Annotated in this window: 15 protein-coding genes; 9 read left to right on the top strand and 6 right to left on the bottom strand. The window is 60.4% G+C overall.

What is annotated here, in order from left to right; all coding sequences use genetic code 11:
• Positions 1-7: 7 nt before the first annotated feature.
• The 3 genes from CSQ91_RS26385 to CSQ91_RS26375 form a co-directional block, all read right to left on the bottom strand.
• Entirely contained in the window at positions 8-901 is an 894-nt protein-coding gene (locus CSQ91_RS26385; protein WP_099390055.1) for an ABC transporter ATP-binding protein, read from the bottom strand.
• A gap of 170 nt (positions 902-1,071) precedes the next feature.
• Complete coding sequence (locus CSQ91_RS26380) at positions 1,072-2,268, bottom strand: ABC transporter permease (protein ID WP_034784752.1); 1,197 nt, start codon at positions 2,266-2,268, stop codon at positions 1,072-1,074.
• A 3-nt stretch (positions 2,269-2,271) separates the two neighbouring features.
• Positions 2,272-3,051, bottom strand: coding sequence for an ABC transporter ATP-binding protein (locus CSQ91_RS26375; protein ID WP_070253857.1), 780 nt, complete (start codon positions 3,049-3,051; stop codon positions 2,272-2,274).
• Between the two features lie 148 nt (positions 3,052-3,199).
• On the opposite strand from CSQ91_RS26375, the gene CSQ91_RS26370 reads away from it, so the two are divergent.
• Complete coding sequence (locus CSQ91_RS26370; RefSeq protein WP_034784755.1) at positions 3,200-3,631, top strand: hypothetical protein; 432 nt, start codon at positions 3,200-3,202, stop codon at positions 3,629-3,631.
• Positions 3,632-3,716: 85 nt separating this feature from the next.
• Positions 3,717-4,361, top strand: coding sequence for a 2-polyprenyl-3-methyl-6-methoxy-1,4-benzoquinone monooxygenase (gene coq7 / locus CSQ91_RS26365; protein WP_099390054.1), 645 nt, complete (start codon positions 3,717-3,719; stop codon positions 4,359-4,361).
• A gap of 90 nt (positions 4,362-4,451) precedes the next feature.
• On the opposite strand, the gene CSQ91_RS26360 is transcribed toward coq7, so the two are convergent.
• A complete protein-coding gene (locus CSQ91_RS26360; protein WP_034749235.1) occupies positions 4,452-4,874 on the bottom strand; it encodes an OsmC family protein in 423 nt (140 codons plus the stop codon).
• Between the two features lie 225 nt (positions 4,875-5,099).
• On the opposite strand from CSQ91_RS26360, the gene rplM reads away from it, so the two are divergent.
• From rplM to erpA, 5 genes are all read left to right on the top strand, one after another.
• Positions 5,100-5,528 carry a 50S ribosomal protein L13 gene (rplM, locus tag CSQ91_RS26355; RefSeq protein WP_010393282.1) on the top strand — a complete coding sequence of 143 codons (429 nt, stop codon included), beginning with the start codon at positions 5,100-5,102 and terminating at the stop codon, positions 5,526-5,528.
• A gap of 9 nt (positions 5,529-5,537) precedes the next feature.
• A complete protein-coding gene (gene rpsI / locus CSQ91_RS26350) occupies positions 5,538-5,930 on the top strand; it encodes a 30S ribosomal protein S9 (RefSeq protein ID WP_010393285.1) in 393 nt (130 codons plus the stop codon).
• 179 nt (positions 5,931-6,109) lie between these two features.
• Complete coding sequence (gene argC / locus CSQ91_RS26345) at positions 6,110-7,147, top strand: N-acetyl-gamma-glutamyl-phosphate reductase (protein ID WP_034784759.1); 1,038 nt, start codon at positions 6,110-6,112, stop codon at positions 7,145-7,147.
• Positions 7,148-7,237: 90 nt separating this feature from the next.
• Positions 7,238-7,627, top strand: a complete 390-nt coding sequence (locus CSQ91_RS26340) for a bactofilin family protein (RefSeq protein ID WP_034785332.1) — start codon at positions 7,238-7,240, stop codon at positions 7,625-7,627.
• A gap of 98 nt (positions 7,628-7,725) precedes the next feature.
• Entirely contained in the window at positions 7,726-8,088 is a 363-nt protein-coding gene (gene erpA / locus CSQ91_RS26335; RefSeq protein ID WP_029496047.1) for an iron-sulfur cluster insertion protein ErpA, read from the top strand.
• Positions 8,089-8,257: 169 nt separating this feature from the next.
• On the opposite strand, the gene CSQ91_RS26330 is transcribed toward erpA, so the two are convergent.
• Positions 8,258-9,349 carry an anhydro-N-acetylmuramic acid kinase gene (locus CSQ91_RS26330; RefSeq protein WP_099390094.1) on the bottom strand — a complete coding sequence of 364 codons (1,092 nt, stop codon included), beginning with the start codon at positions 9,347-9,349 and terminating at the stop codon, positions 8,258-8,260.
• Positions 9,350-9,487: 138 nt separating this feature from the next.
• The gene (locus CSQ91_RS26325; RefSeq protein WP_034784764.1) at positions 9,488-10,855 is read right to left on the bottom strand and encodes a M23 family metallopeptidase; all 1,368 of its coding nucleotides are present in this window, start codon (positions 10,853-10,855) and stop codon (positions 9,488-9,490) included.
• A 154-nt stretch (positions 10,856-11,009) separates the two neighbouring features.
• Between CSQ91_RS26325 and tyrS the strand changes: the two genes are divergently transcribed.
• Both tyrS and dtd read left to right on the top strand, forming a co-directional pair.
• Entirely contained in the window at positions 11,010-12,275 is a 1,266-nt protein-coding gene (gene tyrS / locus CSQ91_RS26320) for a tyrosine--tRNA ligase (RefSeq protein WP_099390053.1), read from the top strand.
• The gene (dtd, locus tag CSQ91_RS26315) at positions 12,272-12,721 is read left to right on the top strand and encodes a D-aminoacyl-tRNA deacylase (protein WP_034784767.1); all 450 of its coding nucleotides are present in this window, start codon (positions 12,272-12,274) and stop codon (positions 12,719-12,721) included. Before tyrS ends, dtd begins: the two co-directional genes overlap by 4 nt.
• Positions 12,722-12,727 lie beyond the last annotated feature (6 nt).

Raw genomic sequence — 12,727 nt, 5'->3', positions numbered from 1 at the left:
CGTCCCCTCAGTCGCACTGCGGGGCGACGCGGTGGCGCCCGGCAATGGTGGCGAAATACAGGTCTTCCAGGTCGCCGATGGCTTCCTCGAAGCCGTCGCCCGGATCGTCGTCGCTGTAGACGTGGATCAAGGTGCGGCCCGACAGCAAGCGCGTGGAAATGACGGCGTGGCGCTGCTGGAAGCTGGCCAGCTCCTTCTTTTCGACGAAACGCGCCCAGATCTTGCAGCTGACTTCGTCGATCAGTTCCTGGGTCTTGCCGCACAGCAGCAAATGGCCCTTGTTGATGATGGCCATGTTGGCGCACAGGTCGGCCACGTCGGACACGATGTGGGTCGACAGGATCACCGTCTTGTCTTCGCCGATGTCGGACAGCAGATTATGGAAGCGCACCCGCTCCTGCGGGTCGAGGCCGGCCGTCGGTTCGTCGACGATGATCAGTTTCGGGTCGCCCAGCAGGGCTTGCGCGATGCCGAAGCGCTGGCGCATGCCGCCGGAAAAGCTGCCCAGGCGCTGGTGGCGCACGTCGAACAGATTGGTTTGCTGCAGCAGGCCATCGACGACCTCGTGCCGGCGCGCCCGCTGCGACAAGCCTTTCAATGTGGCGAAGTGGTCGAGCAGTTCGTAGGCCGTCACTTTCGGGTACAGGCCGAAGTCTTGCGGCAGGTAGCCCAGCATGCGGCGGATCTCGTCCTTGTCGTCGAGCACGTCGTAGTCGCCGAAGAAGATGGAGCCGGAATCGCATTCCTGCAAGGTGGCCAGGGTGCGCATCAGGGTCGACTTGCCGGCGCCATTCGGGCCCAGCAAGCCAAACATCCCGGGCGGTATCGTCAGCGACACGTTATCCAGCGCCGCCACGCCATTCGCGTAGGTCTTCGACAATTTGCGAATTTGCAATTCCATACAACTCCTAACTCATGCGTTGCAGCCCGATGGTGCAGGGCTTCTCTATGCTGGCATTGTATTGAATTTAAGACGTACTGGGCAGTTACATGCGATACACGGCATTTTCGCGTGGCCAGAGTGCAGATGGGCGGGGTGGACGGCACCCCGCTTCACCCTGGCTGGCGTGTCTAGTTGCGGAACAATACGGATTCCCGGTTGAACCACCAGCGGCACAGCATCAGCAGTGCGCCCGCGATCACCGTGGTCGAGGCCAGGATCACGCCGAACATGCGGTAATCCATGGTACCCTTGACCAGTTCCTTCATGGCCAGCGACACGTTGGTCAGCGGCACCATGGCCCACATCCAGTTCAGCTCGACGCCGGGCAGCATGGCCGCCACCGTGGGCAGGATGACGAACAGCATCAATGGCGTGATCATGCCGGCCGCTTCCTTGTAGCTTTTCGCGTAGATCGAGATCGACAGCAGCAGCGAGGCGAAGATGGCGGCGGTCGGCACCAGCATCAGGGTCACCATGGCCAGGTCGGGCAAGCCGATGCTGCGCACCATGACGGCCATGTTGCCTTCCAGCGAACTGCCGAAGATGGCCAGCAGGGCGCCCATGCTGCCCACCATCAGCACTGCCGAGGTCATGCCGACCGTAAACAGCACGAGGAACTTGGCCAGCACGATGGCGCTGCGCGGCACGGGCGCCAGTAGCAGGGTTTCCAGGGTGCCCCGCTCCTTTTCGCCGGCGCCCAGGTCGATGGCCGGGTACATGGCCGCCGTCAGGCACACCATCAGCAGCAGATAGGGCAGCATGCCGCCGACGATGGCGCCCATCTGCTCGCGTTCGTTGGCCGTCGATTGCTTGTCGAGCACGATAGGATTGAGGGCAAAGGCCAGCTGGGCAGGACTCAGGTTCAGGGCCGACAGCGTCCCTTCGCGCAGGCTGGCGTTATAGGTTTCGACGATCTCGCGCACCCGCTGCTGGGTCACGTCGACGGTGCTGGCGCTGTTGTAGTGCAGCACCACCTTGGCTTGTTGCTGTTGCTGCAGCGCCTCTTCGAAACGGGGCGGAATGACGACGGCAAACTTGATGGTGTCATCGCCGATGGCGCGGCGGATATCGCCCTCGCTGGCCAGTGGCACTTCGCGCAGGTTGTGCTGCTGGGTAAAACGCGCGCTCAAGCCCGGCGAATGGTCCTTGCCGAACAGCGTGTAGCGCATTTCCGCCGTCTTGGCATTCTTGAACATATTGTTCGAGACATAGGCGAAGCCGCCAAAGATCAGCGGCATGGCAAAGATGGGGATCAGGATGGTGAAGATCAGCGTCTTGCGGTCGCGCGTGAGTTCCAGCAACTCTTTCAGATAAATGGTCCACATGGCTCAGGCTCCCTGGTTGATGACGCTGACAAAGGCGTCGTACAAGTCCGCGCTGCCGCCCAGGTGGCGCAGTTCGTTGACCGTGCCATTGAAGGCGGTGGTGCCGCGGTTGATGATGCAGACGCGGTCGCACAGCTTTTCCACCTCGTGCAGGTGGTGCGTGGAAAAGATCAACGGCACGCGCAGCGCCTTGTAGCTGGCGATGAAGTCGAGCAGGATCTTGGCCGACATCACGTCCAGGCCCGTCGTCGGTTCGTCGAGGATGACCACCTGCGGCTCGTGCACGACGGTGCGGGCGATCGCGCACTTCTGTTTCATGCCCGTCGACAACTGATCGGCCCGCTTGCCGCCGTATTCCTCCATCTGCAGAAGTGCAAACAGTTCGTCGCAGCGGCGTTTCAGCTTGTCGGCCGGCATGCCATGCAGGCGGCCGAAATATTCCACGTTTTCGCGCGCCGTCAGGCGGCCGTACAGCCCCGTCGAGCCGGACAGGAAACCGATGCTCTGGCGCGCCACCAGCGGCTGGCGCAGCACGTCGACGCCGTTGACGAGGGCGCTGCCCGCGTCCGCTTGCAAGGCCGTCGACAGCAGGCGCAGGGTGGTGGTCTTGCCGGCGCCATTCGGGCCCAGCAGGCCCAGCACTTCGCCGGGGGCGCAGCTGAAACTGACGTCGCGTACGGCGTGAAACCAGCCTTCATGTTCGCGCGGATCGCTGACGTGCACGCCCTTGCCCTTATGGGGCGGCAGGCGAAAACGTTTTGCCAGGTGCTTGACTTCAATCATGTGCTTCATCCATTCGACGGTGAAGAACGAGAGTAGCATGCAAAAAATGTAACTTGCAAGGTGGAAATATCGTTTGGTCTATTGAAAAAAACAGCATCTTCATGCAAGCTGGCCCGGTGGGCGCCGGCGGACGGCGCGGGAGAGCGCAATGCAAACGATCGATCAGGCGATGCAGGACAAGGTACTGGCCGTGGCGCGCGCCGGCATGACCAGTGCCGAAGCCATCGGTTTCTTCCGCGTCAGCCTGGGGCTGTACTACCTGGCCGGCCTGATGACGGAGGAAACCCTCGATTTCAAGCAGATCGACGCGAAGTACAACCGGTTTATCTACCACTCGATAGGTGGCGGGCACAGCATCGCCAGCGTGCTGCAATTCATGAGCGGCGAGAAAGTCTTGCGCGTGCTGCAATCGGAGCGTTTTCGCGCCGCGTTTGCCGAATACTGCCCGGACATCCCCGTCGACAGCATTTCTTTCCTGATTTCACTGAATCTGGGCGTGGCAAAAAGCCTGTCCGGCCTGGATGCCGTCGGCCCCGTGGTGGACTGGATCGAGCAGGAAAAAGCGCGCACAAGTCAATAAAGCCCCGTTCACCCTGCGCGCAGCGTGGGGACGGCTGGCCCTGATCGTCCTATAATTCATGTTTTCCCTTACATGAATAGCCACGATGACCGCGAACCGCCATTTTGCCCCCCTGGATCGTTTGATTGTTGGCGCCGACAAGGCCCTGCGCGTCATGGCGGGCGTAGCCTCGGCCTCGCGCCCCACGCCGGCCGCGCATGCGCCCGATGCGGAGCTGAGCCCGGCCGAGCAGCGCCACAGTGCCGGCTTGATGCGCGTCAACCATGTGGGCGAAGTGTGCGCACAAGCCCTGTACAACTCGCAGGCGCGCTATGCGCACAGCCCGGCCATCCGCGCCCAGTTCGACGAAGCGGGACGCGAAGAGGAAGACCACCTGGCCTGGACGGCGCAGCGCCTGACGGAGCTGGGTTCGCGTCTGAGCCTGCTCAATCCCCTGTGGTATGCGGGTTCGTTTGCGCTGGGCACCATCGCCGCGCGCATGGGCGACGGCCGCAGCCTGGGTTTTGTGGTGGAAACGGAGCGCCAGGTGGAAGCGCACCTGGCCAGTCACTTGCAGGAATTGCCGCCGCAGGACGCCAAGTCGCGCGCCATCGTCAAGCAGATGGCCATCGACGAAGTGGAGCACGGCGCCGCCGCCCAGCGGCTGGGCGCCATCGATACCCCGGCGCCTGTGAAGGCGTTGATGGGTATCATGGGGAAGGTCATGACGAAGACGGCGTATTACTTGTAGGTCGGATTAGCGCGGCAATGCCGCGCGTAATCCGACATATTGTTGACGTTACTGCTGTTGTCGGATTACGCGCTGGCGCGCTAATCCGACCTACTCTTCGATAATCTCGAAGGAATGGGTAATCTCTGCCGTCTTCGCCAGCATGATCGACGCCGAGCAGTATTTGTCATGCGACAAGGCCACGGCCCGTTCCACGGCCGTCGGTTTCAGAGCCTTGCCCCGCACGGTGAAGTGGAAGTGGATCTTGGTAAATACTTTCGGGTCGGTGTCGGCGCGGTCGGCCTTCAGGGTCACTTCGCAGCCGCTGACGGCTTCGCGCCCGCGTTTCAGGATCAGCACCACGTCATAGGCGGTGCAGCCGCCCGTGCCCAGCAAGACCATTTCCATGGGGCGTGGCGCCAGGTTGTGGCCGCCGCCATCGGGCGCGCCATCCATGGTCACCAGGTGGCCGGAACCCGTTTCTGCCCGAAAACTCATGCCCGACGGGCCATTCCAGCTGACTTTGCATTCCATCGTACTCTCCGAAAATTGTAAGCGTTTTGTATTGTAATAGAGGAATGCCTGTCCATGTGCCGCCCGCCGGCCCGCAGCCGGCCTCGATTGCGGCTTGACGCGGCAAGGCAAAGCCGCTTATACTTGTCGGCTTTCCGTTCGCTCAGGAAAAGTAAATAAGGCAGAGTCCGCACGGCAGCATAGTCGGAACCACCATTTGAGCGTGTAATCTATTAGGAAGTCAACATGAAAACATTTTCCGCTAAAGGACATGAAGTCCAGCGCGATTGGTTCGTGGTTGACGCGACGGACAAAGTCCTCGGACGTGTTGCCAGCGAAGTGGCACTCCGACTGCGCGGCAAACACAAACCAGAATTTACTCCTCACGTCGATACCGGCGACTTCATCGTCGTCATCAACGCAGGCAAACTGCGTGTGACCGGTACCAAAGCTACTGAGAAGATTTACTACCGTCACTCTGGCTATCCAGGCGGCATCTACGAAACCAACTTCCAGAAAATGCAACAGCGTTTTCCAGGTCGCGCGCTTGAGAAAGCGGTCAAAGGCATGCTGCCTAAAGGCCCACTCGGCTACGCAATGATCAAGAAGCTGAAAGTGTACGCGGAAGGTTCCCATCCGCACGCTGCTCAGCAACCTAAAGCACTTGTTCTCTAAGGAACTGACATGATCGGTAATTACAATTATGGAACCGGCCGTCGCAAAAGTGCAGTGGCTCGGGTTTTTATCAAAGTTGGCACAGGCTTGATCGTTGTTAACGGCAAACCAGCAAACGAATACTTTTCGCGCGAAACGGGTCTGATGGTCATCCGTCAACCACTGGAACTGACCGGCAATGTCGAGCGTTTCGACATCAAAGTCAACGTCCATGGCGGCGGTGAGTCGGGCCAGGCTGGTGCAGTTCGTCACGGCATCACCCGCGCTCTGATCGACTACGATGCAGCGTTGAAACCGGAACTGGCGAAAGCCGGCTTCGTTACCCGCGATGCACGTGAAGTCGAGCGTAAAAAAGTTGGTCTGCGCAAAGCACGTCGCGCAAAGCAATTCTCGAAGCGTTAATTTCTACGCTACGGCACCTTCCGGGGTGCTGGTCGAAAAGCCGCTGGACTTCGGTCCCGCGGCTTTTTTGCATTTCAGCGGGATGCGCCGTTGCGCTGTAAAATACGCGAAAACCCGCAGGGGGAGCGTTTCCCCTCTTCTTTATGCAATCTTATGCAATCTATACACAAGGAAAGAACATGATCAAAGTTGGCATCGTCGGCGGCACTGGATACACGGGCGTGGAGTTGCTGCGCTTGCTCGCTACCCATCCAGATGTCGAGTTGACGGCGATTACTTCGCGCAAGGAAGATGGCTTGCCCGTTGCTGACATGTATCCTTCCCTGCGCGGCCATGTGAAACTGGCGTTTTCCTCGCCGGACAAGGCGAATCTGGAGCAGTGCGACGTGGTCTTCTTTGCCACCCCGCATGGCGTTGCCATGGCGCAAGCACCAGCCTTGCTGGCCGCCGGCGTGAAAGTCATCGACCTGGCCGCCGATTTCCGCCTGAAAGACCAGGCCAAGTTCGAGCAGTGGTACAAGATTCCCCATACGGCTCCCGAGCTGATCGAACAGGCCGTGTATGGCTTGCCGGAACTGAACCGCGAAGACATCAAGCAAGCCAAGCTGATCGCCAACCCCGGTTGCTACCCGACCACCATGCAGCTGGGCTTTTACCCGCTGCTCAAGGCTGGCCTGGTCAACGCGGGCGGCTTGATCGCCGACTGCAAGTCGGGCGTGTCGGGCGCCGGCCGCAAGGCGGAAATCGGCATCCTGTTTTCGGAAAGCAGCGACAGCTTCAAGGCCTACGGCGTGGCCGGCCACCGCCACCTGCCGGAAACGACGGCGCAATTGCAGCGTTTCACGGATGAGAAAGTGGCGCTGACCTTCACGCCGCACCTGGTGCCGATGATCCGCGGCATGCATTCGACCCTGTACGCGCAGCTGAACAAGGATGTCAGCAATGAAGAATTGCAATCCTTGTTTGAAGAGCAATACAAGGATGAGCCTTTCGTCGACGTGATGCCGTTCGGCGCGCACCCGGAAACCCGCTCCACGCGCGGCTCGAACATGCTGCGCCTGGCCTTGCACCGTCCCGAAGGCGGCAATACCGTCATCGTGCTGGTGGTGCAGGACAATCTGGTCAAGGGCGCGTCGGGTCAGGCCGTGCAGTGCATGAACTTGATGTTTGGCTTGAAAGAAACGGCCGGTTTGCAACATATCGCCCTGTTGCCGTAATTATCGGCGCCGCTGCTTGCGCGGGTCCGGCGCCTTTTTGCCGGACCTGTGATAAATTGGACTGCCACGTACCCCGACAGGATGACGTTCATGTTCGAGCGCAATGCGAAAAACCCCATCGACACCCTGATCGGTGCTTCCACGCGGATCGAGGGCGACCTGCTGTTTTGCGGCGGCTTGCGCATCGATGGCCATGTGCGCGGCAACGTCACGGGCGAGCCGGGCGAGCCCACGTATGTGGTGCTGGGCGAGGCGGGCCGCATCGATGGCGAAGTGCGCTGTTCGAGTCTGGTCGTCAGCGGCGAGATCAATGGCCCCGTGTATGTGTCGGAAATGCTTGAAATCCAGCCAAAAGCCCGCATTGTAGGAGAGGTCTATTACAAAGTGCTGGAAATGCACAGCGGCGCATTGGTGCAAGGTAAGTTGAGTCGCCACGACAGCGCCGACCCCGTGCTGCACCTGGCCGTATCGGAAATGTGAGCAGGAACAACACCGTCCAGCCGCATCAGCGGCGGCCGCAGCGCGAGTTGCGCCAACAGTCTATAATGACTTAATGTTTTCTAGTAGGAGTGCCTGATATGAATGCCGTCGCTGAAATGCAAGATGTGATCCCTTCCCCTATTATCTTTACCGATAGCGCCGCCGAAAAAGTCGCGCAGCTGATCGAAGAAGAAGGCAATCCCGACCTGAAATTGCGCGTGTTCGTGCAGGGTGGCGGCTGCTCCGGTTTCCAGTATGGCTTCACCTTCGATGAAATCGTCAACGAAGATGACACCACCATGGTCAAGAACGGCGTCCAGCTGTTGATCGATTCCATGAGCTACCAGTACCTGGTCGGCGCGGAAATCGACTACAAGGATGACCTGGAAGGCGCGCAGTTCGTGATCAAAAACCCAACTGCGACGTCTACTTGCGGTTGCGGTTCGTCTTTCTCCGTTTAAGCGCACCTGAGAAAACGTCCATGGCGGCGTTGCATGGGCTTTCCGTACTAGTCGTACTGTCTGCGCCCATGCGCCTTGCCCTGAACATTTTTCAGGCACGCTTGTAAAAATGTTGGGCAAGCAAGACAATAGCGGATCTTCGATCCGCTATTTGTGTTTCTACGCCGGCTCAGCGCGGATACAGCGCGCCCAGTACGCGTAAGCCCTGCGCACCCGTCACGGCCGGCAAGTTGCCCGGCTTGCGCTGGTTAAAACGCCAGGCCAGCCAGGCGAACGCCAAGGCCTCGACCTGGCTGGGCGCCACGCCCAATGCTGCCGTCGATTCCACCGCCATGCCCGGCAATTCACGGGCCAGCGCCGCCATCAGGCTGGCGTTCTGCGCGCCGCCGCCACACACATACACGGTTTCCGCCCGTGCGCCGTCGCGCAGGATGGCGTGCGCCAGGCTGGCGGCCGTCAGCTGGGTCAGGGTCGCCTGCACGTCGGCTGGCTTGGCTTGCGGATAGCTGGCCAGCTTGGCGCCCAGCCAGTCGGCATGGAACAGGTCGCGTCCCGTGCTTTTCGGCGCAGGCAAGTCAAAATAGGGATCGTTGAGCAAATCCGCCAGCAGGGCAGGGATGACCTGGCCCGTGGCGGCCCAGGCGCCGTCGGCGTCGTAGGGCTGGCCCAGGTGCTGCAAGACCCAGCCATCCATCAATGCATTGCCTGGACCCGTGTCGTAGCCCGTCACCGTGCCGTCCGCGTGCAGCACGCTGATATTGCCGATGCCGCCGATATTGGCCAGCACGCGCGTGTGGCCCGGCAGATTGAAGATGGCCTGGTGGAAGGCGGGCACCAGCGGCGCGCCCTGGCCGCCAGCCGCTACGTCGCGGCTGCGCAAGTCGGCGATGACGTCGATGCCCGTCAGTTCGGCCAGCAGGGCCGGGTTGTTCAGCTGACGCGTAAAGCCCAGCTCCGGGCGGTGGCGGATGGTCTGGCCATGCGCACCGATGGCAGCGATGGCGTCCGGGCCGATACCCGCGTTGCTCAGAAGCATGGCGACGCAATCGGCGTAATGGTGCACGAGTCGGTTTGCCGCCAGCGCTTCGCGTTCGATTTCATTCTGGCCCGCACTTTGCAGCGCCATCAGGTCGGCGCGCAGGCTGGCGGGAAAGGGAATGTACGCGTCGCCCAGGCTGCGCGTGCCCTCGTCGGAAAAGTCGACCAGCGCACCGTCGACGCCATCGAGACTCGTGCCTGACATTAAACCGATATACAGCATGGGGTATTCCTTGAATGCGTAAGTGGTGAGGTGCATTGTGCCGCATTTGTGCCGGCCGCAGAAGCGCACGGGGAAAAACAAAGGCACCGGCCATTTGCATGGGCGGTGCCTTTATATGTTGCCCGAAGGCAGTGTTGCTTAGCGCGCAGCCAGTGCCGTGTCGTTCGGACGCAGCAGGGTGAAGCGGTGCATCATGTCGGCCGACACCATGCGGAAACGGCTCAGCTCGGCGGCCGTCAACGGCGCCTGGGCTTGTACGTTCAGCTTGCTTGGATCCTGTGCCACGCCGCCGACGCGGAATTCATAGTGCAAATGGGCGCCCGTCGACCAGCCGGTGGTGCCGACATAGCCGATCACATCGCCCTGGCTGACTTTTTGACCTTTTTTCAGGCCCGAAGCGAAGCGGCTCATGTGTGCGTAGGCGGTGGAATAGTTGGCCCAGTGTTTCAGGACAACAACATTGCCATAGCCGTTTTGGCTGCCGACGGAATCGACCACGCCATCGCCCGAAGCGCGGATAGGGGTGCCCGTTGCTGCAGCGAAATCGATACCCTTGTGCGCTTTCCAGTTGCCGGAAATCGGGTGCACGCGCATGGAGAAGCCGGACGAGATGCGGGAAAATTCGAGGGGGGATTTCAGGAAGGCTTTTTTGAGGGACTTGCCGTCGAAACTGTAGTAACCGCCGCCTTGCTTGCTGGCTGGGTCTTCGAACCAAACGGACTGGTAAGTCGTGCCGCGGTTGGTGAATTCACCGGCCAGGATGCGGCCCGCTCGGACAAATTCGCCATCTTGCCAGAATGTTTCGTAGACAACATTAAACGAGTCACCGCGTTTCAGGTCGGAGCGGAAGTCGATATTGGTGGAGAACATTTCCACGATTTGCGCGGAAATCGAATCTGGCAGGCGGGTGCCGTCCAGGCTGGAGTCGGTGGCGGCGAACAGGGTGGAGGTAATCTTGCGCGCGTGCATTTCAACGCGGCGTTCCAGCTGGGCAGCTACTTCCGTGGCCACGAACTTGTCGCCCTTGCGGGTGATCAGGATGTTCTTGACCGATTTGTCCGTGCCGTCGACGAGCGTGGCGCGCATCCAGTTGAGGTCGCCGTTTTCGGACGTTTGCGCTTGCACGCGCTTGCCCGATTTCAGCAACATCACGCCGCGCGCGATCTTGTCGGTTTTAATGAAATTGGCGGCCGCCGCATCATCCACGCCGAGACGGGTCAGCAGGGTGGCGAGGGTATCGCCAGCGCGGACTTTTTCTTCGTGGGTGAAATTCTGGTCTACCTGTTCCATCGCGGAAATTTGCGAGGCGAGATCAGGCATTTCCAGGTTCTGGGCGATGGACGTGACCGGCAAGTCGGATGCGTCGGGCGCCATGGGCGACACAGCGACCGCGCCGAAGGCGGCCACGGCGAGCAGCACTGCGGAGGCACCGATAATGCGTGCCTTGCGTGTCGTCGTCAGCTGTGTGTACAAGCGTGAGCCTGTGATTTTATGTATAGGGTTCATGCAATCAGTTAAAATTTGCCCTTGAACGTGACCTGAACTAATGCTCTTTGTTATTGTTATTTTGGTTCGTTTTCATACGGCAAGATTGATGGGATCGAGCATTATAGCAAACTCCGCAAACCTACTACCATTTTGAGATCTACAGTCAAATTTTATGGAAATCAACACCACCGCATCGCCTACAAAGGCTAACGCCGCTCAGACCGCGCTTCCGCTGTCGGACAGAATACAAGAAGCCCTCGCGATTACCAAGCGTGGCGTCGACGAACTCTTGATCGAAAGCGAATTTGCGCAAAAATTAGCGCGCTCCGAGAAAACCGGTGTTCCGCTGCGCATCAAACTGGGCCTGGACCCGACTGCACCCGACTTGCATCTGGGCCACACTGTCGTGCTGAACAAGATGCGCCAGCTGCAAAACCTCGGCCATCAAGTCATTTTCCTCATCGGCGACTTCACGTCCATGATCGGCGACCCTTCGGGCCGCAACGTCACGCGCCCGCCGTTGACCAAGGAACAGATCGAGATTAACGCGATGACGTATTTCGCGCAAGCATCTTTGGTGCTGGACGCCAGCAAGACCGAAATCCGCTATAACTCCGAGTGGTGCGATCCGCTGGGCGCGCGCGGCATCATCCAGCTCGCTTCCCACTACACGGTGGCGCGCATGATCGAGCGCGACGACTTCACCAAGCGCTTCCAGGGCGGCATTCCTATTTCCGTGCATGAATTCCTGTACCCGCTGATGCAGGGCTACGACTCGGTGGCCCTGAAGTCGGACCTGGAACTGGGCGGCACGGACCAGAAGTTCAACCTGCTGGTGGGCCGCGAACTGCAAAAGCAGTACGGACAGGAGCAGCAGTGTATTTTGACCATGCCTCTGCTGGAAGGTTTGGACGGCGTGGAAAAAATGTCCAAGTCGAAGAATAACTACATCGGCATCACGGAACCGGGCAACACCATGTTCGCCAAGCTGATGAGCATTTCCGACGTCATGATGTGGCGCTACTACGAGCTGCTGTCGTGGCGCTCGATCGCCGAACTGGCCCAGCTGAAGCGCGAAGTCGAGGAAGGCCGCAATCCGCGCGATGCCAAAGTTGCGTTGGCGCAAGAGATCGTTGCCCGCTTCCACTCGCAGCAGGCGGCGGAAGAGGCGCTGGCCGACTTCGTCAACCGCTCGAAGGGCGGCATCCCTGACGATATCCCGGAAGTGACGCTGGCTGGCGCACCGCTGGGCATCCCGCAACTGCTGAAACAGGCAGGCCTGTGCCCATCGACGTCGGAAGCCATGCGCAAGATCGACCAGGGCGGCGTGCGCATCGACGGCACCGTCATCAGCGACAAGGGCTTGCAAGTGGCGGCTGGCCAGTTCGTCTTGCAAGTTGGCAAGCGCAGCTTTGCGCGCGTCACCTTGACGGCATGATCGCGCTGCTGCAGCGCGTTACGCAGGCCAAGGTCGACGTGGCCGGCGCCACTATCGGCGCCATCGATGCCGGCCTGATGGTGCTCGTATGCGCGGAGCGGGGCGATACGGAGAAGGAAGCGGACGCCCTGCTGGCCAAGTTGCTGGGCTATCGCGTGTTTGCCGACGAGGCGGGCAAGATGAACCGCAGCGTGACGGACGTGGCCGGCGGCTTGCTGCTGGTGCCGCAGTTTACGCTGGCGGCCGACACCAAGTCCGGCACGCGCCCGTCGTTTACGCCGGCGGCCGCGCCGCAGGACGGCTTGCGCCTGTTCACGCATTTCGTGGACCAGGCGCGCAGCCGTCACGCGACCGTGCAAACGGGACAGTTCGGCGCCGACATGCAGGTGTCGCTGACGAACGACGGGCCCGTCACCTTCTGGCTGCAAGTAAACGCAAAGCAATAACTAAAA

This window comes from Janthinobacterium sp. BJB301 (assembly GCF_002735685.1).
Taxonomy (GTDB): domain Bacteria; phylum Pseudomonadota; class Gammaproteobacteria; order Burkholderiales; family Burkholderiaceae_D; genus Janthinobacterium; species Janthinobacterium lividum.
The sequence above is the reverse complement of the archived record's forward strand: the minus strand, read 5'-3'. Positions and strand labels throughout refer to the sequence as shown.